At 37.4% G+C, this 23,559-nt stretch carries 15 protein-coding genes; 6 read left to right on the plus strand and 9 right to left on the minus strand.

Annotated features, from left to right (window positions below):
* Positions 1–3 precede the first annotated feature (3 nt).
* Both AB5M32_RS03470 and AB5M32_RS03475 read left to right on the plus strand, forming a co-directional pair.
* Positions 4–1,497: a helix-turn-helix domain-containing protein gene (locus tag AB5M32_RS03470; RefSeq protein WP_010737705.1), complete on the plus strand. Its 1,494-nt coding sequence runs from the start codon at positions 4–6 to the stop codon at positions 1,495–1,497.
* Positions 1,472–3,184 carry a sensor histidine kinase gene (locus AB5M32_RS03475; protein ID WP_368024309.1) on the plus strand — a complete coding sequence of 571 codons (1,713 nt, stop codon included), beginning with the start codon at positions 1,472–1,474 and terminating at the stop codon, positions 3,182–3,184. Before AB5M32_RS03470 ends, AB5M32_RS03475 begins: the two co-directional genes overlap by 26 nt.
* Positions 3,185–3,482: 298 nt before the next feature.
* Here AB5M32_RS03475 and AB5M32_RS03480 read toward each other — a convergent pair whose 3' ends face one another.
* The 3 genes from AB5M32_RS03480 to AB5M32_RS03490 are packed head-to-tail and all read right to left on the minus strand — an operon-like array spanning position 3,483 to position 8,536.
* Positions 3,483–4,436, minus strand: a complete 954-nt coding sequence (locus AB5M32_RS03480) for a beta-galactosidase small subunit (protein WP_010719000.1) — start codon at positions 4,434–4,436, stop codon at positions 3,483–3,485.
* The gene (locus AB5M32_RS03485) at positions 4,417–6,294 is read right to left on the minus strand and encodes a glycoside hydrolase family 2 protein (RefSeq protein ID WP_368024310.1); all 1,878 of its coding nucleotides are present in this window, start codon (positions 6,292–6,294) and stop codon (positions 4,417–4,419) included. Before AB5M32_RS03485 ends, AB5M32_RS03480 begins: the two co-directional genes overlap by 20 nt.
* Before the next feature lie 4 nt (positions 6,295–6,298).
* Positions 6,299–8,536 carry an alpha-galactosidase gene (locus AB5M32_RS03490; protein WP_368024311.1) on the minus strand — a complete coding sequence of 746 codons (2,238 nt, stop codon included), beginning with the start codon at positions 8,534–8,536 and terminating at the stop codon, positions 6,299–6,301.
* Positions 8,537–8,651: 115 nt separating this feature from the next.
* Here AB5M32_RS03490 and AB5M32_RS03495 point away from each other — a divergent pair, with 115 nt between their 5' ends.
* Entirely contained in the window at positions 8,652–9,683 is a 1,032-nt protein-coding gene (locus tag AB5M32_RS03495) for a LacI family DNA-binding transcriptional regulator (protein ID WP_368024312.1), read from the plus strand.
* 52 nt (positions 9,684–9,735) lie between these two features.
* On the opposite strand, the gene AB5M32_RS03500 is transcribed toward AB5M32_RS03495, so the two are convergent.
* Positions 9,736–10,527, minus strand: coding sequence for a MerR family transcriptional regulator (locus AB5M32_RS03500; protein ID WP_096709037.1), 792 nt, complete (start codon positions 10,525–10,527; stop codon positions 9,736–9,738).
* A gap of 99 nt (positions 10,528–10,626) precedes the next feature.
* On the opposite strand from AB5M32_RS03500, the gene AB5M32_RS03505 reads away from it, so the two are divergent.
* Complete coding sequence (locus tag AB5M32_RS03505; RefSeq protein WP_096709036.1) at positions 10,627–12,366, plus strand: ABC transporter ATP-binding protein; 1,740 nt, start codon at positions 10,627–10,629, stop codon at positions 12,364–12,366.
* Positions 12,363–14,150, plus strand: coding sequence for an ABC transporter ATP-binding protein (locus AB5M32_RS03510; protein ID WP_063627208.1), 1,788 nt, complete (start codon positions 12,363–12,365; stop codon positions 14,148–14,150). The genes AB5M32_RS03505 and AB5M32_RS03510 overlap by 4 nt, the downstream gene beginning before the upstream one ends.
* 480 nt (positions 14,151–14,630) lie before the next feature.
* Here AB5M32_RS03510 and AB5M32_RS03515 read toward each other — a convergent pair whose 3' ends face one another.
* Positions 14,631–16,166 carry a WD40/YVTN/BNR-like repeat-containing protein gene (locus tag AB5M32_RS03515; protein ID WP_368024313.1) on the minus strand — a complete coding sequence of 512 codons (1,536 nt, stop codon included), beginning with the start codon at positions 16,164–16,166 and terminating at the stop codon, positions 14,631–14,633.
* Positions 16,167–16,230: 64 nt separating this feature from the next.
* The gene (locus AB5M32_RS03520) at positions 16,231–18,858 is read right to left on the minus strand and encodes a BspA family leucine-rich repeat surface protein (RefSeq protein ID WP_368024314.1); all 2,628 of its coding nucleotides are present in this window, start codon (positions 18,856–18,858) and stop codon (positions 16,231–16,233) included.
* Between the two features lie 204 nt (positions 18,859–19,062).
* Here AB5M32_RS03520 and AB5M32_RS03525 point away from each other — a divergent pair, with 204 nt between their 5' ends.
* The gene (locus AB5M32_RS03525; protein WP_368024315.1) at positions 19,063–20,532 is read left to right on the plus strand and encodes a helix-turn-helix domain-containing protein; all 1,470 of its coding nucleotides are present in this window, start codon (positions 19,063–19,065) and stop codon (positions 20,530–20,532) included.
* 68 nt (positions 20,533–20,600) lie between these two features.
* Here AB5M32_RS03525 and AB5M32_RS03530 read toward each other — a convergent pair whose 3' ends face one another.
* From AB5M32_RS03530 to AB5M32_RS03540, 3 genes are all read right to left on the minus strand, one after another.
* Complete coding sequence (locus AB5M32_RS03530; protein WP_010718988.1) at positions 20,601–20,729, minus strand: hypothetical protein; 129 nt, start codon at positions 20,727–20,729, stop codon at positions 20,601–20,603.
* Positions 20,730–20,812: 83 nt separating this feature from the next.
* Positions 20,813–22,186 (minus strand): 23S rRNA (uracil(1939)-C(5))-methyltransferase RlmD, encoded by a 1,374-nt coding sequence (gene rlmD, locus AB5M32_RS03535; protein WP_063627211.1) that lies wholly within the window; start codon positions 22,184–22,186, stop codon positions 20,813–20,815.
* Positions 22,187–22,518: 332 nt separating this feature from the next.
* Positions 22,519–23,559, minus strand: coding sequence for a diacylglycerol kinase (locus AB5M32_RS03540; RefSeq protein WP_010718986.1), 1,041 nt, complete (start codon positions 23,557–23,559; stop codon positions 22,519–22,521).

Raw genomic sequence — 23,559 nt, forward strand, 5'->3', positions numbered from 1 at the left:
AGCTTGATTAATTTATTATTGATCGACGATGAAAAAACAATCTTACATGGCATAGCCAATTTGGTTGATTGGTCAAACCACGGATTCCAAATTAAAGGCGCTTTTTCAAACTCATTGGAAGCGCTTGATTTTTTCTCTATTCATTCTAATGATATTGATATTGTCATTACTGATCTTATCATGCCTGAACTGGATGGGATTGAACTTGCTCGCCTCTTAAAAAAAAGCAAACCTGATATTCAAATATTAGTGTTATCAAGCCATGATGAGTTTCAACTAGTGAAAGACTCTTTTAAAGAAGGCGTATCCGATTATTTACTTAAACCAAAATTGAATCCAGAAAACCTGCTTTCTGCTTTGAACCATTTGGTTAAAAAAGGCCAAAAAAATCTAGACTCTAAATTCTCTCTAGATAGTGCTTTAACACAATATTTCTCTGGACAAAAAACAACGATATCTAACGATCCTTTTCGTTTCCCGTTATTTTACATCGTCTATAGCGAAATGGATGATTTAGCTCCACTAGCTTCTCTAAAAAGTAACGAAGAACGAGCTGAACCCTGGATTGATTGTCAGCCTTTTACCACTCTCGACTATGAATATGGTTGCTTACTAAATGTTTCTTCCATGGATTGTTTCGAACAAATTCAGACTTCTTTGCGTGAATATGCGCAAAAATCTGATGCATTATTGATTATTTCCCCTTGTTTAGAGCTAAGTGAGCTGTTCGATTGTTTTCAAAGATTAAAAAAATTAGGCAAAGGACAACGTTTTTATCAGAAAAGTGCTGGTGTTGTATCGGAAGAACAATTAGTCCCTTTGATTCCACACTTTGATCAGAGCACGAAAAGCTACTTAACAAAGATTGTCAACAAAGATTATGTATCCGCTATCAGAGAAATGAAATCAGCGATTGAGACTCTGATCGCTTTAAAAATTGACCCTTTATTTTTAAAACACGAAACAATCAATCGTCTCTACGCACTCATCAATGCTTTAGAAGATGGTCAAGGGACGAAAGAATTGACGACATTAAAAATTACGTTACCAACACTTATAACGAACGTCGCCACCATCGAAGATTTTTCTATTACGTTTACTAAAATCATCACTCAATTGATGCGTTGGAGCACGCCGGAAAAGAATGAAAACTCAGAAATTCTGACAGCGATCTATGATTATGTTCAAGAAAATTATCATCAAGATATTTCCTTGCAAATCATCTCCGAAAAATTTCATTTTTCCTATAGTTATTTATCTACCATGTTTACCGAGAAATATGGGATTAGCTTCACTAAATATCTAAAAAAAGTCCGGATACAACATGCGAAACGGCTTTTGCTTGAGACAACCGAGCCACTTTCACAAATCTCTTACCAAGTAGGATTTGCTGAACTTGGTTACTTCTCAAGAGTATTCAAGGAAGAAACTGGGCTAAATCCTTCTCAATATCGAAAAGGAAGTTTGAAACATGAAGAAAAAATTCAAAGAGTATGAACTAGTTACAAAACTACTGGTTGTCCTAGTCATTGCGCTTCTTACTCAAGCGATTATTCTGTCCTTCTTCATTTATGATCGATCCAAAAACGCTTATATCCATCTATTTGATAAATCGAATGAACTAACGCTTGGCAAAATACAACGTGATTTTGAACGATTGAATGATAATATCGAAAATATCTTAACGATGGTCGCTAACAACCCTGCAGTCGAAAATTATTTCTCTAACGATCCGCACTCTTCGTTAGATAACTACGCAAATGTAAAAACAATCCAACAAATGAACCGAAGCTTTACTTCGATCTCTCCTTCCATCAATTACGATCTGATGATCTATGGTGAAAGTGGACATACCTTCGTTGGAAACGAGATGCTTGCCAGTATGGATGCTGCGGCATTCATGAGATCTGATGTCGTACAAAAAGCAAAGGCACATAAAGCATCGACCCAAATGTTCTTTGTCGACTTTGGTTTAACTACTCGTGACCAAACAAAAAGCAGCATCCTATTCATTAAGAAATTGACTTCCTCGTTGAATCATATTTATGGGTATGCTGTCATTGCGATAACTGCAGATGAGCTAGCGAATTTATTCAATGAAACGATCCATTCGGAGGTCTCCAAAATCTATCTCATCAATGAAGCAAATCAAATCATTACCTCCAATGAAACTGGCATGATTGGTGCCAAAACCAACTTGTTAAATGATTTAAATACCAATGAAACAAAAACAGTTGATTATAATCGTTTAACACGTGTTCCATTATATCGACAAAACTTAGCTTTGATTAGTAAAGTAAATATTCGTTCACTAGTCAATCAAATGGGACTGATTGTTCCGATCGTCCTTTTTAATTTGATGACTTTAATGGTAGTTGGTGCTATTGTCTTTCGCTATATGAACCGTCAGACGAAGTCGATTTATGCCTTGATTCAGTCCTTAAAACATATCAAAAAAATTCCTAATAATACCCAAGTAGACGTTCAAGGGACCTACGAAACAAAGACTTTAGGCACTACAATCAATCAACTATTAACAACGATCGATGAGAACTATTTTACTTCAATTGAAAACGAAAAGAAAAAACGCCAATTAGAGATTCAAACGATGCAAGCCCAAATCCAGCCTCACTTTATCTACAATACGTTAACTAGTCTAAAATTTTTGATCTGGCAAAAAGAAAATCAAAAAGCAATTCATGGAATCGATCATTTTATTGATTTGTTGAGAAGTACCATTGGGAAAAAAGCAGAAACAATCACTGTCGAAGAAGAATTAAAAAGTGTGCAAAGCTATATCCATATTCTTTCATTGAGATATGGTGATGATATCGCCACTCGGATCATGGTCCCCGATGAACTATACCCTTTTAAAGTGCCCAATATGATAATTCAGCCAATTATTGAAAATGCTTTTTTACATGCTTTTCAAACAAAAAAAAGTGGGTTTATTACTTTATTCGGAAAAATTCACGAAACACAATTGATCTTTGAAATCGTAGATAACGGTGATGGATTTGATACAAATCAAAAGAAAAAAAACAAGGACTATTTTTCTGGAATCGGAGTCAAGAATGTGAACGAACGAATCAAATTGCTTTACGGCAAAGAGTATGGATTGCAGATCCAATCGATTATGGGTGTTGGTACAACGGTAAAAATCACATTGCCATTAATCAGTTAATTCAAAAATAAACAATTCAGTTAGTTGATACTTATAAGCAATAGACGCTGCCCTTCTAAGATAGATGATTTTAGAAAAGCAACGTCTATTTGTCTATGGTTTTATATTTTTCATGTCTGCTAATAATATGAAAAGCTATTGTTCTTTACCGATACTTAGCTATCAATCCTTCCTTTCTCTAGATAGACAGCATTCAAGCATCAGCTCCTTGAAATAAACCTAAATTTTTTTAACATGAAAAGGTGTTTTAAAAAATTGCCTCTTATTTGCTCGGAGCTGACCGCTTCTTTCACGACCTTTACTTCACAATAAAACTAAATTCATGGTCTTCTTCCGCTGAAATATGATACGCTTCTTCAACATCTGCTCCCCAGCTGTTGATTCCTCCTACACCACGTACCTTCCCTTGAATCACTAAGACGGTTCTTCTAGCTGGTGGTAACTCTTCAAGATGTGTGGCATTTTCTAATTCTTCGGCTTTATAAGGGAGAGCTGAAAATGCAAAATCGCCGTTCACTTGTTCAAAGCGTAATGAAAATTCCTCCTTTCCTTGATCCGCATTATTCATCGTAGAATCTCTAGTGATTTCTAGCCATTTCGTCTTCATATGGACACCACAATCTTGTGGCACGAGATAGGGAGTCACTGGTAAACCAGTTACTTTATAAGTACCCTCGATTCCTCCTGCCATTCGATCTGGATACGTTTCTCCTGATAGTCCTTCATATTCAAAATATTTCGCTTTGGTTGGCATGATAAAGCGAAAACCTAATAAAGGTAATTCAGGCAGTCCTTGCTGTCCATGATAAAAGACAGAAATTTTCATTTCTCCATCAGATTGTACTTCATAGTTGACTATGACTTCTGTTTTGGGCACCGTATTGATTTCTAACGTGAATTTGATCGCTGCTGATTGCGCATATTCATGATTGGAATAGCGATTATTGATCGGAGCAATTGGCTGTTCGATTGGTTTTTGATCAATGGAAACTTGAACATTTTTTACTTTCGGGTACATCCCAGCCCCTAGCCACATGGACGAACGATAGCCAAACCCATTCCCTCGATCATTATCCGTCAAAGCCCGCCAAAACGTCGGCAGCGTTTCTCGATACAACCATTCTTTCCCATTTTTATTTAAGGATTCCAACCCACCTCTTGTATAGGAAAAGATATAATGAAATCCTTCACCTTTTAAAGCAAATGTACAATCTCCATAAATAATCTTCATTTTAATCGCTGTATTTTCCATAATAATACCTTACCTCCTGTAATGCCGGTTTTTCTTGACCATCAGAAAAGACGATCCCGTTACCTGAAAATTCATAATCACTTGGACGATCATCAAAGTCCCCACCGTATCTCATTACTTTTTGTTTCGTCAATGGATCGATCACTTGAATCGCTTGATCTTTAAAGTCCCAAATATAGCCACCTTGATACATTGGGTATCGATCTAATAATTCCATGTAAGAATTCAATCCTCCCAACGAATTCCCCATGTCATGCATGTATTCACATAAAATGAAAGGCTTTTCCCCATCATTTTCAAGGTAATCACAGATATCTGTTGGCGTAGCATACATGCAACTCTTGACATCAGAAATCGAATCTTCGAATGCAGGATTAGGGAAATTTCCTTCATAGTGAACAAGGCGATCGGGATCTTTTTCTTTAAAGTAATCATTCATCAAACGAATATTCTCTTCTGCGTAAGATTCATTTCCTAAAGACCAGAATAAAATACTCGTATGGTTCTTGAATGTCTCAAAATTTGTCTGTGCTCTGTCAAGAACGATCTCCCGCCATTGAGGAACGTTCCCCGGTACATTGTAAGACGGCTCAAACGCGCCCATCTTTTGCCAAGAACCATGAGATTCCAGATTGGTCTCTGCCATCAAGTGAATCCCCGCCTGATCACAAAGATAATACCAAGGGATTTGATTTGGATAATGTGAGGTTCTAACCCCATTGATATTCGCATGTTTAATGATTTCTAGATCTTTCTTCATATCCATCAAATCGATAGCTCTTCCTTTTTCAGGATGCCATTCATGTCGATTGACACCGTTGATGATCAAACGTCGGTCATTCAAATAAATGATCCGCTCTTTGATCTCGATCTTTCTAAAACCAAATGGATAGTAACTATACTCCGTCACCCCAGTATCATCAAACGTTTCAAATTCGGCGGTGTATAAATTGGGTTGAAAATGATCCCATAAAGTAATTTTATCTACTGGAATATGCAACGAGATTTGTTCTTCGATTCTCACTTCTTCTTGATGGATCTCTTCTCCTTTGCAATTGAGGAGTCGGACACGTAGCTTTCCGTTTGAAGTAAGATTTTCAATAGTCAAGTCGATATCTACCCAACCGCTTTGAAAAGAGGGATCAACTTGAGGTTTGATCCACATATCCTCTATATGATTTTTCCCTCTGGCGATCAATGAAACATCTCTAAAAATCCCAAAGAAACGGAAAAAATCTTGGTCTTCGAGAAAAGCGGCACTACTTCTTTTATGGACTTCTACCGCTAAACGATTCTCTTCTTCCAGATAAGGAGTTAAATCAAATTCAGAAGGCGTGAAAGAATCTTCTGCATAACCGACAAAGTGCCCATTTAACCAGACATACATTGCCTGTTCGACACCTTCAAATCGAATGGTGATCGCCTTTTCTTTCATTTCTTCATTTAAAGTAAAGTTCGTCACATATGAGCCAACTGGGTTATAATCGGCTTGAGAAAACATCCCCTCGGCTTCTTCCTTACTAGCGGTTGTATAAGCCGGACGTCTAAACTCATGCCCTTCCCATGGATACATCGTATTGATGTAGTGGATCTTGTCGTATCCTGCTAGTTCGATATGCCCAGGAACATCAATCTGATCGAAGCTGCTGTTATCAAATTCCTTTTCAAAAAAATTCACTGGACGTTCTAAAGCATTACGGGAATAGCAAAATTGCCACTTCCCATTCAGTGATTGGATTCTGGTGTTTCCTGTTTCCACTTCTTCTTTAGCACCATAAATAACATGATCACTATGGGCTTTCCTTTGATTTACTCGATACACTTGCGGATCATCTAACCATTCAATCAATGCGTTCATTTTTCTATTCTCCTTCGTCTATACTCATAAAATGAATCAATTCTGTTTGAAAATCGCCATAAAAATCCGGGAAATAAAGACCTATTGTCATTAATTCCGATCCTGAATATACTTTGCCATCTATCTGGTTCTGGTATAGTTTTTCTTCGCTTAGTCCAACAAGGCGTACCTCATGAAATTCGGGCTGTGCATTTGCCAACCGACGATTTATAAATAAGAGGACTTCCTGTTGGTTTTTTGAAACAAATTCCCAGGAAGCAATATTTTGCTCAAAGGGATTTTGTAAACGATAGAAATCACCATATTGGACTGTCTGTCTGATTTTTTTATAAAATTCTACCTGTGCGGCTACTTCCTGCTTTTCCTCACTAGATAATTTTGTTAGATCGAGTTCATATCCAAACACCCCGCCCATGGCCACATCTCCACGTGTTTTTAAACTGGTGACTCGAGCCGTTTGATGATTAGGAACAGCTGATACATGGGCAGTCATAGCTGAAATAGGATAAGCTAAGCTCGTCCCATATTGGATATTGATGCGTTCAACCGCATCTGTATTGTCACTAGTCCAAGACTGTGGCATATAATAAAGCAGCCCTGCATCGAACCGTCCACCACCACCAGAACATCCTTCCCAAAGGATATGAGGATAGTCGTTTGTTAAGTTTTCCATCATCTCATATAATCCTAATAGATAACGATGCAAAACTTCCCCTTGGTTTTGTTTGCCCAATGACACCGAATAGACATCAGATAGCGATCGATTCATATCCCATTTGATATAGTCGATCTCCACACTGTCTAACAAATGCCGTAACTGTGTTTCAATCGTCTGCCGGACTTCTTTTCGGGTAAAATCAAGGACGTGTTGAGATCTAGAAGCCGATGGTTGACGACCTGGTTCTTTCATCATAAATTCGGGATGATCCCGATTTAATTGAGAGTCACTGGAAACCATTTCAGGCTCAACCCACAAGCCAAACTTTAGTCCTTTTTGGTGAACATAGTCAGCGATCCCTTTTAAGCCATTTTTCAATTTCCCTTGATATTCAAACCAGTCTCCTAGAGAAGATTGGTCCGAATCTCTTTTCCCAAACCAGCCGTCATCTAAAACAAACATCTCTATCGCTAATTCGTTTGCTTCATCAACGATCGCTTCGATCTTTTTGCTCGTAAAGTCAAAATAAGTCGCTTCCCAATTGTTGACTAGGATCGGACGTTCTTGGTATTGAAATTGCCCTCTTGCTACTCGTTCCCGTAATAAATGATGGGTCACTTGACTCATCCCATTCAACCCTTGATCAGAATAAGTTAAGAGTATTTCCGGTGTTTGGAAGCTTTCATATGGTTGTAACTCCCAAGAAAAATTATAGGGATTGATCCCACCGATCACTCTAAATTGTTGAATGGCATCTTTTTCAATCTCAAAGGAATGATTTCCCGAATAAACAAGATGGATCCCAATCGCTTCCCCTGTGAATTCAGTTGTTGCATGATTTGTCAAGGCGATGAATGAATTCATCTGATGACTGCTTGAACCACGACGGCTTTCAAATGATTTGATGCCATCTGTTATGCTTTGTCTAGACATCTGCCGTTCTTTGACATGCGCTCCTGGTAAGGCAATCACTTCATCAAACCGGCCTGAATTCGTAAAATCAAGTTGAAAAGAGGCTGCTTTTTCAATCATCACTGGATCATTGGTTTCATTTCTTACCTTCAGCGAACGTGTAATCACTGCTCTTTCTCGATAAATCGTATAGGAAAGATCCACGTAAATCTTTTCTTCACGATCTTTCAACGTCACGATCAACGTTTCTGCCTCTGTATCATTCTTGATATACGCTTGCGGTAATCCAGATAAATTTGGCTTTCCTTCTTGGATCTGAAAACTTTCATAACGTAGATCAAGCAGATTTGATCCATTTTCTCGACGAATCATCAAGGCAGGTAATCGATAATCCATCCCTCCGTGCCCTGAATACTCTTGTGGTAATGTATCTTTTGAATACGTTCGATCTTCATTTAAGGGGACGTTCCCAGAAAAGCCACGATCTCTGCGAGGATATTTTTTATGATTATGATAATGGGTCGTTCTTTTACCAAAATAAACATGAGCCAGAACTTCACTTTCTTCAATTTGAAGAATATAGGAAATTTCTGAATTGGATAGATGAAATACTTTTTCCTGTTCGTCAAATGTGATTAAAGCTGCTCTTTGATTCTTCATCACTTGTTCCATTGTTTCACCTCTCAAATAAATAGTAACCGTTTACTTTTGTTACATTTCCTGTATACTGTTTACTAAACAAATATGTCAATAAAAATTTTTATTTTTTTGTAAGGGGTGCCATTTTATGGTTGGAATTAGAGATGTCGCAAGAAAAGCCAATGTTTCACCTGCTACGGTCTCAAGAGTTTTGAATGAAGACAAAACGATCAGTGTCTCTGCTGCTACTCGTCAACGGATTTTTACTGCAGCTGCCACATTAAATTATGATATCAACAAGCGAAAATATATTAAAAAACGCCGTCCTTCCATCGGTGTCATTTCAGCAATCAGTAAAGCCAGCGAAGAAAAAGATATTTATTATCGAGAATTACGAGCAGGTCTAGAAGAAGAAGCCAGCCGACTCCATATCGGCATGAATCGAATTTATAATATGTCGGATAACCCGACTGAGTGGAAAGATTTGGATCAATTAGGTGCTATAATCGTAGTCGGTACGATCGATAAAGGTGCAATCGCCGATTTATTGAAACAGAACCGACAATTAGTTGTAGTAGATAATCCAGATATCCAACAAGAAGTGGATATGGTCTATGGGGATCTCGAACGAATGACTAAATCTGTTTTAGAACTTTTTTTAGACAATGGGCACACCAACATTGCTTATATTGGTGGTTATCAAATCGATATTAACGAAGCTGGTCGGAAATCAACAACTGAGAATGAAAAAAGGCTCAGAGCCTACCGCCATTTCATGCAAGACCATCATTTGACCAAACAGATCAATTATTATTTAGGAGAATGGACAGAGGAATCCGGAGAGCAGTTAGCGACCAAACTTCTCGAAAAACAAAAACATGATTTACCGACGGCCATTTTGATCGGTAGCGATCCTTTAGCATTAGGTGTTTATCGAGCATTACAAAAAGACAATCGAAAAATTGGAGAAGAGATCGTTCTAGTTAGCTTCGATAACATCGAGGCGATTGCTGATTTATCTCCTAGTTTAACAAGTATAGCGATCAATGCAAAAGCCATTGGTCAGTCTGCTGTTCGATTAGCGGTGGAGCGAATCGATGGTTTGAGAGATGAACCGATCATTGTCACTTATCCTACACGACTAATCATTAGAGAAAGTTTTAACCCTGATAAATCCTAACCAAAGAGACGAAGAAGAGCGAGATAACTATCCTTTCCCGCTCCTTCTTCGTCTACTTTTGCTTATCCTCATTTGTTAAATCAGCTTCTACTTTTTGGCTTTCGATCCATCCTAAATAATATTCATGATAGACTCCTTCTTCCGTTTGCTTCGTTAGCAGATACTGTCCAATCACATTTCCTGTTTGATACCCTCGTTGAGCTAATGTTAATCTTACTTCTTCGATATTGTTCTTTTCGGTATGATTGACTTCCACTTGTAATAAAAATCGATGATAAGTTTTACCTGGCTGATTGTACCAAACAATTTTAGACAGTGGAATTGTGGCTGATGTTTGGTCTGTACAGAAGCCATAAATCATTTCATCGCTCAGCGAAAAATCAAAATACCCACCGAAGCTGGCATAGTTTTCAAGATAGGCTTTCGAATCTAAAATGTCGTCGGAATCCACTATGACGATTGCCGCAAAAGGAATTGTTTCTTTGGTAATGCCTCGATTGTCAATCATAAGTTTTAATTGTTCTTTTCGAGCCAAGATTTCTTCATGTTTTTTTTGCAGACTTATTTTTTCTTGCTTGATCCGCTGCTCTGTTTCTGCAATCGTTGCATAATGTTCTTCGATCGTTTTTCCATATAAATTTTTCATCTGTTTGATTGGAACATCTAATTTTCGATAGAAATTGATGTCATAGATCTGAAAAATATCATCAATATTAAACATCCGATATCCGTTTTCTTCATGGCGTAGAGAATGGATTAACCCTTGCTCATCCCAAAAACGAATCGTTGACTTTGGTACATTTAGTAGTTCCGAGACTTCTCCGATTGTGTAAAATTTTGGCATTTCCGCTCACCTCTTGTTAATTTTACCGCTTCTTCTATTGACCTTCAAGTAACTTTAAGGTGTAAAATTCATTATTGTCTAGTAAAAGGAGGAAACAAAATGACATTACTTAAACAATTCCTATGGAAGAATAAAAAAATCGTAGGCATGACTTTTTTATTCGTCTGTTTACAAATCATTGGTACACTTGGTGTTCCTAAATTAGTGGCAACATTAATTGACGAGGGGATAGTTACTGGTCAAAACAGTAAAATTTATACCATTGGTCTACAAATGGTATTCATAGCCTTGCTAGGTACTTTTTCAGCGATTGCTTCTAGCTATTTTTCTGCACTAGTGTCTGCAAAATTTGGCTACCAAACAAGGGAAACCTATTTTGATAAGTTCCAACAATTATCGATGAAAGATGCAGATGAATTTGGAAGTGCCTCACTCCTGACTCGAATGACTAATGATGTAGATAATATCCAACAAATGATTGTACTCTTTTGTCAAATGATCTTACCTGCACCAATCATTGCGGTGTTTACAATTGTCATGATGCTTCAATATTCCATGACATTGACATTGATTACATTGATTTCTGTGTTTATTTATGCTGTCGTTATTTACATCTTAATGAAAAAAGGAACCCCTCTATCTCTCAGTATCCAACCAAAAATGGATCGTATCACAGTGACTTTAAGGGAATTTTTTACAGGTGTGAATATGATTCGAGCCTTTAACAATCAAGACTATGAGGAGAAGCGCACCAATCAAACATTTGAGAAGTATGCCACACAGATGATCCGAGTCAATCGCGTATTTGCTTGGGTCACTCCGATTGCATTTTTATTAATGGGGATCGTATACAGCGCCATTCTTTGGTTTGGTGGTTCGTTGGTCAGTGAAGGTGCACTACAGATCGGGACTGTTACTGCCATCGTCGAATATTCGATGCTCACGTTGGCTTATCTAATGACTGCAGCTATGGTGTTAGTCGTCGTTCCAAAATCGATGTCCTCTCTTCGGCGGATCGAAGAAGTGTTGAATCAACCTATTGAGATCATTGATCCGGAAAATCCATCAACAGCTTCGCTGAATATGGATGATGAACATGTGTTATCTTTTGAACACGTTTCTTTCAGTTATACCAAAGATTCGGAACCTGTATTGGAAGATATCCATTTTAAGGTACCTAAAGGCAAAACAACTGCCATCGTTGGCGGAACTGGTTCTGGTAAAAGTACAATAGCCAAATTGCTCCTTCGTTTGAATGATGTGACCAGTGGACAGATTACATTAGGGGGTCAACCACTCCAACAATTAACACAAGAAATGATTCGCTCAAAAATCAGCTATGTTCCGCAAAAAGCGTTTCTGTTTAGTGGAACAATTTTATCAAACCTGCAAATGGGCAATGAGCATGCAACAGAAGAAGAATTGACCTCAGCTATACGTATTTCACAATTAGAGGAAGTTTTGGATAAATTGCCCAAAAAATTAGCTAGTTTTGTTGCACAAGGCGGAGATAATTATTCTGGCGGACAAAAACAACGGATGTGTATTGCACGAGCGCTCATCAAACCAGCAGATATCTATGTTTTCGACGATAGCTTTTCTGCTTTGGACTACAAGACGGATGCAAAACTAAGAACAGCCCTCCATGAAGAAATGGCTGATAAGACATTGATCATTGTGGCTCAAAGATTGAGTACAATCATGAACGCTGATCACATCATCGTTTTAGACAATGGCCGAATCGTGGGACAAGGAACTCACGAAACACTCCTTGCTACTTGTCTTTCTTATCAGGAATTTGCTAAATCACAAGGGATTTTGAAAGAAGGGAATATATGAAAACAACTGATGTAAAAATGAATAAACATAGTTTGATCCGCTTTTGGAAAATGATTCAATCTGATCACAAAACATTTTATGGCTTACTATTATGTAGTTTAATCGGTAACCTGATGGTCGTTGCAATGCCGATGATCATGGGCGTTGGTATCGATCAGCTTTTAAGTCGAATCCGTACGATCGGGATTGCTGAAATGACATTTCATGATGTCAAGGATGCCCTTTTGTTCCCTGTTGTTTTATTACTCGTTTTTTCTTTTTTAAGTAGTATTACTTCTTTCATTCAAGAATACGCAATGGCTTCATTGAGTGAAAAAATCACACTTAATGTTAGAAAAGAAATGACCAAGAAATTCAAAACATTACCAATGGCCTTCTTTGATCAGCATCAGGTAGGAGATATCATCAGCCGAACAACGACTGGTTTGAATCAACTAGCACAAGTCTTGCTAACAGGGATCAATCAATTTTTCACTTCCATTGTAACGATTTTATTTTCAATTTTGATGCTGTTTTATATTGACAGCAAATTGACGTTACTGATTCTTTTATTGATCGTTGGTAGTTCCTGGGTCACTCAACTCTTTGCGAATAAAAACAAAAAGATTTCTGATGACAATCAAACAGAACTAGGTTCATTAAATAATAAAGTGGAAGAATATCTTGCAGGTAACTTGGTCATCAAAACATTCAATCAACAAGATCAAGCGATCGAGTCGATCCGTCAAGTAAATCATTCACAGTACCAAGCATTTAAAAAAGCGCAATTCATGAACTTTGCCATCTATCCAGCGATTCGCTTGATCAATCAATCAGCGTTCATTTTAAGTGCTGTCTTAGGTGGGATCTTAGTAATATCTGGTGGACTCACACTAGGATTGTTACAAGCTTATCTGCAGTACATCAATCAAATCTCTGAGCCGATCTCGACCGCTTCTTATGTCATCAATTCGTTACAATCTGCTATGGCGGCGATTGATCGTATCTTTGAGATTATGGATGAACCAAATGAGCGTTCTGATCACGAAAATACAACATCACTTGACCAGCCTGCTGGTTCAATCAGGTTCAAAGATGTTCGATTTGGTTATAGTCCAGATAAGATCTTGATGGAAAATGTCAACTTTTCGGCTAAACCAAAACAAACAATTGCAATCGTGGGACCAACTGGGGCAGGAAAAACGACATTAGTCAATTTACTCATGCGATTTTACGAGCTAAACCATGGAAGAATCGAATTCGACGGAATCGATATCACGAAATTCTCTCGTAGTGAGTTACGTAAACACTTTGGGATGGTTTTGCAAAATACATGGCTCTTTGAAGGCACAGTGGCAGATAATATTGCTTATGGGAAACAGCAAGCTTCCAGAGACGAAATCATTGCGGCTGCCAAAATTGCCCAATGTGATCATTTCATCCGTACGTTACCTGAAGGATATGATACGATTATTTCAAGTGAAAATGGTTCGTTGTCACAAGGACAACAACAGCTATTGACCATTGCTCGGGTATTGCTGGCGAATCCTTCCGTAGTTATTTTAGATGAAGCAACCTCCAGCGTGGATACCCGCACCGAAGCAATGATCCAAAAAGCAATGAATGCTGTCACAGAAAACCGAACCAGCTTTATTATCGCCCATCGGTTATCTACGATTGAAAATGCCGACTTGATTTTAGTGATGGAAAATGGAAATATTATTGAACAAGGAACTCATCAGTCACTATTAAGCAAACCAACACTTTATGCTAGTTTATATAATAGCCAATTTCAAATCACATAAAAGAGATTGTGAAAAGTGCGCTTTGATCTGAGTAATAAGGAAGAAAATCTCGAAACAGCTCCTCATGTTTTGAGATTTTTAGACTTATTACCGAGGGTCAGCACTTTGAACACCGTTTAGCAAGAGGCTGTGAAAGAAGCGTTTAGCTCCGAGCGAATAAGAGAGGATTTTTTAAAATAGCTCCTCATATTTTAGAAAATCATCGCTTATTGTTGAGGAGTTGCTTCTTGAACGCCGTTTATATCAAGAAGTTGTGAAAAGTGCGCCTTGACCTAAGTAATTTTGAACACTTTTTACCTATTTTAAACCCCATAAAAAAGAGCCTTGGAAAAAAGTCCAGGCTCTTTTTTATGGATCTATTCTTTCAATCTCTCTTATTCACAAATTCAATCGTTGCATAGAGAACTTTCACTTACATAAATTGTCAATGTCTCTCCTTACGCCATTTTCTTTTTGGTGTTGAAATTCATCTAAACCTTTTTAGCGATTCTCTACTTGCGATAATTGTTGTTCGAATTGCCATGTTTCTCCACCATCAGTCGAATAAAAAAGACAAGCAAACATTTTCCCTGCATCGATCGATCCATTTTTTAGGAGGTAAAACTTGGTTTCCAATTTATTGGCACTTACTTGTACCACTTCATTTGGTGACTGGAACAAATCGATCCCTCCCAATTGATACTCACCCGGGATAGCTACCAAGGATTCTTTGAATGTTAGTCCCCCATCATTCGTATAATAGATGTTTTCTCTTGTAGAAAGGAAACCCAATGTCTTCGTCACAAAACTAACATTTTGAATCGGTTGATTTACGATGGTACTGCCGCTTTTTTGCCAGCTTTGCCCTTTATCGTTGGTCGTATAAATTTTTAGACTTTCCGCAGACATTCCTGTAGAGGATGAAAATACCATGACGCCTTGATCGTTTGTGAAAAAGTTTGCTTTACGATAACGAACCTGTCCGCCTTGATCTGTAATCTGACTTTTTTGCCACGTCTTCCCATTGTCAGCTGATGATAATAGGTAAACGTTTTTTTGATCAGGTGAATAGATAAACCAAGAAAAAGTAGGAGAAACATCAAATGTTTTGTCCATCCATTCCCCTTTTGCAACAGTACCCGAAGTCAAAGTATAGTCACCAAAACGCAACCAGTCCACAGCAATTGGAACGAAATGCCAGTCTTTTCCTTGATTCGTCGTCAAATACAAGGCTTGTGTTTCTGGGTCTATTTTTACGTCATTCGTTTGCTCAGTGGTCAAATTGACGGATGTTTGAACAGGTTTCAATAAACCGTCCTGATTAGTCGAAGTTGGCATTTTTCTTACTTTTTCTTCGCTTTGCATCATAGAGTGTACATTCGTTGCTACTGGTCCTGCATTAATGAATTGATAAACACCCCCGCCAATCAATAAGAGTGTTCCAACTCCAATTGCTAAATGAGAGTAAAAAGGCTCAATTCTTTTTTTGTTTTTTTGGTCTATCGGTTCATTTACTTGCATAAAAACATAGTATCGATTACTGCCATACCAAGTAAGTTGTTCTCCTAGAAAAAGTGAGACACCCTCCATCGTTTGCAGCAGAAAATAACGCCTCTTTTTCGCAAGTGTAAACTCCTTTTTGTTATGATCACTCAAGTAGAGATAATTTTCGTCCTGAGAGCCAACTGAAATATGTAACATATTCGCCACTTGTTTTTCCAGCCATTGATCATAATGCCGAGAGATGTTCCTCTTTTTGAACCATAGCACAGCAACGAGAAAAAACAAGAATAGTCCTATCGCAAAGTCAACATAACTTGAAAAATGGTACAAACTAGTGATTCGCTCCATTTTAAATGAATGTGGATGATTCTGCTTTAAATGATGGTAGATGTTTCCCCATCCGACAAAGAACAACAAGTTAGCGATAAAATACATCCCAATTTTCCATGTCATATTTTTCGTTCGTTGATTGATGATAGACAACATCTTTGTTTTTGCTGACATCAATTCAATAATCAATAATTCTTTATCCATCTTGCCAATCTCCTTTTTTTACATTATGACGTAAAACGAGGAGATTGGCTAGTTGATTTACGCTTTATTTAACGTTTATCTTTTTTTTGTAAACAAAGTATAATCCAAGTAAGAAGCAAGCCATGCCAATCATAGAAAGACTTGATTTTTGATAACCTGTAGTAGGTAGTTTTTTGTCTTCTTGTTCTTCTTGTTCGTCTTTTTCATCTTTTTTATTTTTTTCATTTTTTTCGTCTTTTTTATCTCTCTGATCGTTGTTATTCGTTGTCTCATTTGGCGTTGCTGGTACAGGCTTTTTATCCCCCGATTGGTTCGTATCCGCATCTGCTTTTTCTTTAGTTGGTTCAGCTAGCACATGGATTTCAACAGTTTTCTTTTGATGACCGTTTTGATAGGTCACTGGATAAACGCCAACTTTTGTCGTATCCACCTTACCAGAAACCATTTTCTGGTCAAATGTTAGGGGATTTCCTTCTTTATCATTGGCTGAAATAAAATTGTCTTGTGGATTCCAATTGTCTCCTACATAGAGTGTGGAACCTTTAACTACGAGTGTTTCTTTGTTCTCTTTGACCGTTACTTTGATCGTCTTACTTGCTATTCCGTTGGTATACGTCACAAAATAATCGCCCGTTTTTTGGCTATCCACCGAACCTTCCACCATTTTTGGAGTGAACGCTAGAGGCATCCCATCTTCATCAGTAGCTGAAACAAAATTAGCTTGTGGATCCCATTGATCACCCACATAAATAACTGAGTCTTTGGCCTGAATGCTCTCCTGGTTTTCTTTCACTGTTACATGAATGACTTGAGCAGCGCTACCATTAGTATAAGTAATCGGTGTCACTCCTGCTACTGAGGTATCCACTGTTCCACTGACCATACTCATATCAAATGGAAGGGGATTTCCTTCCTTATCTGTTGCTGAAATAAAATTATCCTGTGGATCCCAGGTTTCACCAAGGTAAAGCGTCGAATCTTTGGCTAAAATTGATTCATAGTTTGGCTCTTTCTGCCAAACATACGTATCTGCCATCGCTCCTGTATAGTTCGTCATCAATTCTTCTGAAGTTAGCACGTATTCCCCTGCAGGGTTCGTAACCGTTCCAGAACCAACGTTTTGCCAATAACCAGTGTTTCCATCTTCTACTGGAATAGCAGGAAGATTGGCTGAATCTACAAAACGATAGCCTTTACCAAGAGTCAATTCATTGAGGCTCGTTGTTCCAGCCAGCATTTCTGCCATTTCTACGGGATCCTCAAACTGAAAATAAGAAAGATCTAATTTTTTTACTTTCGAACAATTTAAGAACATATATGTCAGATAATTCACAGACTCTGTATTGAAATTAGACACATCGATCGTCTCTAGTAACTCACAATTAGCAAACATGTATCTCATTGCTTGGACTAGACTGGTGTCAAAATTAGAAACGTCCAAAGAGGTTAAACTATTACAGCCATTGAACATATAATTCATGGATGTTACTTGACTTGTATCAAAACCTTCCACTGCGATCGTTTTCAATTTGCGACATTGATCAAACATGTAATGCAAATGAACAACCTTTGATGTATCAAAATTAGAAACGTCCACACTCTCTAATTCATAATTCAAACGAAACATCACTGAAAGATCAATCGCACTTGATGTATCGAAATTTGAGACATCCACATAGCGCAACTTCTTACATTCAGCGAATAAACGTGACATATAAACCACATTTGATGTATCAAAGTGAGCGATATCTAAGGTAATTAATTCATTACAAGCAAAAAACATTCTGTTCATGTTGACAACATTACTCGTATCAAAACTAGAAAGATCGATTGATTGTACTTTGGTACATCGACTGAACATGCCACTCATATCAACTACATTACTTGTATCGAAACTTGAAAGATCAAGATGAATGAGATTCTCTGTTTGGTCAAATGCTTCAAAAAACATATTAGACATATTCGTGACATTTGACGTATCCCATCCTGACAAATCAACGCCATTTAGTACACGACAGTCAGAAAAAAAGGAAGTCATATCCGTTACTTGACTTACGTCTAAATAAGCTAAATTCTCAATGGACAAAAGATTAGTATATCCATAAAATAAGCGATGAGTTTCTTTAGGAGCAATCGTTGGTCCAGTGAATACCATTTTTTTTATTTTAAATCGATAGCTGTTGAACCAAGGAGGAAAAAACGTAACCGGTGTTTCTCCCAATGTGCCTCCTCCAATATATAATGTACCTTCTGCATCGATTCGCCAAGAACAAGTTCCGAAAACACCACTGGCAATATCGGTGGATTCTTCTGTAGGTGTGGCAGTGTTGAGAAGCGTCTCCTCTTGTTCTGTGTTTTCCGTCAATTGATCCTGATCTAAGTCAACAGCTGATTGACTTTCAGTTGGTTGATCAAGGCTCTCTGATTCCTCTACCAGTTCTTCTTGCGGAACTTCTGTCATTGACTCCTCTAACTCTGGCTGATTTTCATCAGGTTCCTGGATCATTGTTTCTAATGGATTTTCGACCAGATCGTTTTTACCCCCTGGTTCGTTTAAACTAGTTGCTGTTTGTACTTGCTCTTCGTCTGGTTTACTCCATTCTTCGGCATAAGAATAAGAAAACGGATGAAGCAGAGATTGTGTCGCCAACCAAATCGCTAACGAACATTTGACTAACTTTTTCTTGTTCATTGATTTTCCCCCTAAATTCACCATGTTTTTAAAATAAAAGCTATTTATATAATCAACGATTACTTGAAGGAAAAGTTTTCTATTTTTTTCTTTCAAAAAAAATATTAGTAAAAAAATTGAGCTCATCGTTTATTCAAGTTAAAATAAAAAAGATTTCACTAAATAAATTACGCGGCTTTTAATTAAAGTCGGGAAGGAATAAGAATGAATAACCTATTTTTCAGATTATTAAATAACAAGCAATTGCAGCGGCAGATAAGAATTCTTTACTATTTACATAAATGTGATTCGATTTCTTCAACTGAAAAACTAGTGAAAGAACTTGAAACAACAGCACCGACACTTCGCGCGGATATTGATTCTTTACAACAATTACTTCCCAAGGGAATGACCATCAAATATTATAAAAAGATCGGTTACCGATTGATGGTTTCTACATTTAAAACGATTGATTCCATTGTCATGGAGATCGCTAAAGATACAATTGTTTATAAATTGATTGACGAAATCTACCGAGGTCGTATTCATTCATTCCAAACTGCCACCGAACAGTTTCATCTCTCGCATTCAGTTTTGAGAAAGACCATTCGCCATATTAACAAAGAATTAAAATTTTATCGCCTTACTTTATCGACTAAACAATTAGATTTATTAGGAAATGAAGCAGATATCCGTTACTTTTTATTTGAGTTTTACCATGGTTTTAGACAAACATTTACGACCAATCATTCTTATCAAACAATCAACAATACATACGAAGAACTCCAAGAAGCGACAACGCAAATCGCAACAAATTATTTTCGCATCAACTTATGGATGAATATTTTAAAACAGCGCTTATTAAATAAACAAATGATTCATCTCGAACCGTCCTTATGTAAAGAAATTAAGGCAAGAACAAGTTTCATTCAGTTTAAATCGGTTTTTAAAAAGTATTTTAAAAGTAGATTTGGTATTACCCAAGTAGCCGAGGAGGAAATTGTTTGGTCTTACCTCATACGCTTACATTGTGTTTCTTACTACCCAGCTAACAAAACTTTGAATCTGTGCTATCCAGAAGATATTCCAACCTTAGAACAGTATGAACCATTTTTACGACCATTACAGAATTCTACAACTATCACAAATGTCGACCTGCTAAAGTTAAAAGGATATCTCAGCAACCTGCGTCTGCTGACAAAAATCTCTTCTCATTTTGAGCGAATCACTTTAGAACTTCATACTAGCGTACCTATGAAAGTCAAAAAACTTTTTAAAGAATGGCAGAACTATTTAAAAAAGTATACACATGTATTACCTTTTTCTGTTACCCACTATCAAGATATCGCCTTAACGTTAAGTATTATTCATTATGCCAATTTAACCTCTTCCTCTACCCAAAAAAAACAGACGATTTTATTTTCATTCCAAGGAGAACCCGGATTAGAAGACTATTTGACTCGATTCGTATGCCAATTGCTTCCACAAAATGTGGTTCCTCTTTTTGTCTCTAATAAATTTATTTCACATAAGATGGTTTTAGAAACTGAGGTTGCATTGGTTGTTTGCAATTATGATTTTCTAGATACAACCTGCCCTTGCCCAGTACTCTTACTTTCTTATTTTCCTACAAAAAAGGAATGGTTCGATCTACAACAATACATTTTTAAATTAGCTTATCCAATCAATGATTGATCATTAGCTGAACAAGTAATAAAAAAAAGAATCAACACGATTTTTAGTTTCGTGTTGATTCTTTTTAATTATTTATTATAGATTTTTGGTCCTTTTCGCATATTCCGTCGATCATTTTTAGGCTCAGCCATTTTTTTTGAACGTCCGCCGCCTTGTTTCTTTTTGATCAATTCAAGCATTTTTTCCTTTGTATCCATCTTGTACCCCTTTCTTTATGATTGTCAGCCACGTTATCATTTTCTAGTTTTCTGATTCTTTTACATGATTCACTAAGTTTGAATTATCCCTTAGGTGCTAATAGCGCCACTAATTCCACATGATGTGTTTGTGGGAATAAATCGACTGGTTGTACTTTTTTCACTTCGTAGCCTGACTCAGCAAATAACTTTGCATCTCTGGCAAAAGTTGCTGGATTGCAAGAGATATACACTAATTTCGCAGGTTCCATGTCAATGGCTGACGCAATAAAACGTGCATCTAATCCTTTTCTTGGCGGGTCGACAACGATCACAGATGGTTTGATCCCTTTGTCTTGCCATTTCTTCATGACTGTTTCTGCCTTACCCACTTCGTAATGAGCATTTTCAATTTTGTTTGTTAATGCATTGAATTGTGCATCTTCAATCGCTTCCGGAACAAGTTCCATGCCATAGACCTCTTTAACTTTATCAGCTAAAGATAAACCGATCGTTCCAATACCAGAGTAAGCATCAATGACGGTATCTTCTTTTTGTAACGCTGCAAATTCAATGGCTGTTTGATACAATTTTTCCGTTTGTTCAGTATTCACTTGATAGAATGATTTTGAGGAAATACGGTAAGTTTTTCCCAATAGTTGATCCTCAATATAACTTCTACCATAAAGAACCTTCTCTTTATCGCCTAATATCACGTTTGTTTTCTCTTCGTTGATATTTTGAACGACTGAAACGACTTCTGGCAATTCTTCATGAATAATAGAAGCAATTTCCTTTCCTTTAAAGAATTTTTCTTTTCGTGTAACTAAAACGACCATCATTTCATGTGAGTAATGACCTCTTCTGATGATAATATGACGGATTTGTCCTTCATTTTTCGCCTCGTTATAACCACGTACTTGGAAACGTTGCAAAATATCTCTCACACGTTTGATGGCTTCATCGATTGCTGGATCTTGAATATAATAATCCTCGATTTCAACTAGTTCATGGCTATTCTTTTTATAAAAACCAGTTGCTAGACGACCATCTATTCTTCTCACTGGAATCTGCGCTTTGTTACGATAGCCAACAGGATTCTCCATTGGGATGGTAGGTAAAATGTCAACCTCTGGCATCTTTGCGATCTTGCTCATGACATTTTCCACTTGCTTTTGTTTAAAAAGTAATTGTTGCTCATAGTTCAAATGTGCTAAAGGAGCAATTCCTGTCCGTAGAAGGCGATTATCCTTTAATGGTTGACGGTCTGGTGATTCGGTTAGCCATTTTTCTACTTTTCCATAACCAAATTTATTCCCGGCTTTTACTACTAGCACTTCCACTCGTTCACCTGGTAATGCATTTTCAATAAACAAAGGATAGCCATCGATTTTAGCTACGCCCATACCTTCATAACTTAAATCGATAATATCTAATGTGTAACGTTCATTTTTTTTAACTGATAGTTTCTCTTTCATAATAACTCCTCATTTAGGTTTATAACTGAAGCAGTTTTGCTTTTAGTACCACGGTCATATCCAAAAAACGAACATTTGTGTTTTATTGGATAGGGACTTGGTACCGGGTTGCTTCAGGACATTTTTTTTAGGCACATAGAGCCTTTTTTTGGCAAGTCCATTTATTCACTTGATGCCTTCACTTCATTTACGATCCAATTGTCAATCTTTCGTTCGCCTGCTTTAGACTCAACAAAGAAAAATAACATACTGTTACATAATGACCTTCAATAAATAAGAATTAATTTTTATCATACGAAAGGGTGGAACGATCATTTGTCCCACCCTTTACGTCATTTTTCTTTATCTGCAATCTTGCCGTCACCGTCTATATCTTCATCAGTCAAACGCTCAACTTCTTTGACAAATTCTTTGCTGACCTCTTCTAACTCCTCTTCGGAACCAGTAATTGCTTCATCTGGAATTTGGTCGATGTTTGCATAAAATTCAATATGTTGATGAAGGTTTTGGAAGTGCATAGGTGCATTTCCACCATATTCGCCGTCTAAGTTGATCATGACCGGTCGGTTGATATCGTCTTCTGTTTCGACATACAAACTGCTGGTTTTCGTATAAATCACTCGAGAATCATCTACATGGCGCCCACCATTCAACATCAAGGCTGCGATATGCAAAATTTCAAAAATATTCGCTGTTTTGACAATAATTAATGAAAATTTACCATCGTCTAGCTTGGCATCAGGCGCAATCTTTTCGAACCCGCCGACTGAATTAGTGAGTCCTAAAAAGAACATAGAGGCATTCCCGATGTATTCTCCTTCATCATATTTCAAGCGCATTTTGATTGGTTTCACTCGAGGCAGCATCTCTGCTCCTTTAGCTAAATATGCCAAATAGCCGAAAATACTCTTTAGTTCTGAAGGAACTTCATAAGTTAACTCCGTTAAATAACCACCCGCAGCGATGTTGATAAAGTAGCTATCTTCCGTTTGACCGATATCCATCTTAACCGTCTGATTCTTCTTGATAACTTCAGCTGCGGCTTTGATATCATCCCGTGGAATCTTTAACGCACGTGCGTAATCGTTAGTAGTACCTGCTGGGATAATCGCCATTTTAGGACGATGCTCAAGCGGTGCAATACCGTTAACAACCTCATTGATTGTCCCATCGCCTCCCGCAGCTACCACCAGATCAAACCCATTTTCTGCTGCTCTTCTTGCTTCATTTTTGGCAGAATTTTTTTCTGGTGTTGTCGCATACGCACTTGCTTCATAGCCAGAATCCTCCAAGGCTTGGAGGATATCCGCTAGATTTTTTTTCAACAATTCTTTGCCAGAAGTTGGATTATAAATAACACGAGCTTTTTTCAT

Source organism: Enterococcus sp. C57 (assembly GCF_040887305.1).
In the GTDB taxonomy this organism is placed as follows: Bacteria; Bacillota; Bacilli; order Lactobacillales; family Enterococcaceae; genus Enterococcus_B; species Enterococcus_B hirae.

Excerpts from the sequence above, each read along its gene's own strand:
- AB5M32_RS03520 (WP_368024314.1), bottom strand. The coding sequence starts at position 18,858 with ATGAACAAGAAAAAGTTAGTCAAATGTTCGTTAGCGATTTGGTTGGCG.
- AB5M32_RS03495 (WP_368024312.1), top strand. The coding sequence starts at position 8,652 with ATGGTTGGAATTAGAGATGTCGCAAGAAAAGCCAATGTTTCACCTGCT.
- AB5M32_RS03540 (WP_010718986.1), bottom strand. The coding sequence starts at position 23,559 with ATGAAAAAAGCTCGTGTTATTTATAATCCAACTTCTGGCAAAGAATTG.
- AB5M32_RS03490 (WP_368024311.1), bottom strand. The coding sequence starts at position 8,536 with ATGGAACAAGTGATGAAGAATCAAAGAGCAGCTTTAATCACATTTGAC.
- AB5M32_RS03485 (WP_368024310.1), bottom strand. The coding sequence starts at position 6,294 with ATGAACGCATTGATTGAATGGTTAGATGATCCGCAAGTGTATCGAGTA.
- AB5M32_RS03480 (WP_010719000.1), bottom strand. The coding sequence starts at position 4,436 with ATGGAAAATACAGCGATTAAAATGAAGATTATTTATGGAGATTGTACA.
- rlmD (WP_063627211.1), bottom strand. The coding sequence starts at position 22,186 with ATGAAAGAGAAACTATCAGTTAAAAAAAATGAACGTTACACATTAGAT.
- AB5M32_RS03530 (WP_010718988.1), bottom strand. The coding sequence starts at position 20,729 with ATGGATACAAAGGAAAAAATGCTTGAATTGATCAAAAAGAAACAAGGC.
- AB5M32_RS03505 (WP_096709036.1), top strand. The coding sequence starts at position 10,627 with ATGACATTACTTAAACAATTCCTATGGAAGAATAAAAAAATCGTAGGC.
- AB5M32_RS03500 (WP_096709037.1), bottom strand. The coding sequence starts at position 10,527 with ATGCCAAAATTTTACACAATCGGAGAAGTCTCGGAACTACTAAATGTA.
- AB5M32_RS03515 (WP_368024313.1), bottom strand. The coding sequence starts at position 16,166 with ATGGATAAAGAATTATTGATTATTGAATTGATGTCAGCAAAAACAAAG.
- AB5M32_RS03510 (WP_063627208.1), top strand. The coding sequence starts at position 12,363 with ATGAAAACAACTGATGTAAAAATGAATAAACATAGTTTGATCCGCTTT.
- AB5M32_RS03525 (WP_368024315.1), top strand. The coding sequence starts at position 19,063 with ATGAATAACCTATTTTTCAGATTATTAAATAACAAGCAATTGCAGCGG.
- AB5M32_RS03475 (WP_368024309.1), top strand. The coding sequence starts at position 1,472 with ATGAAGAAAAAATTCAAAGAGTATGAACTAGTTACAAAACTACTGGTT.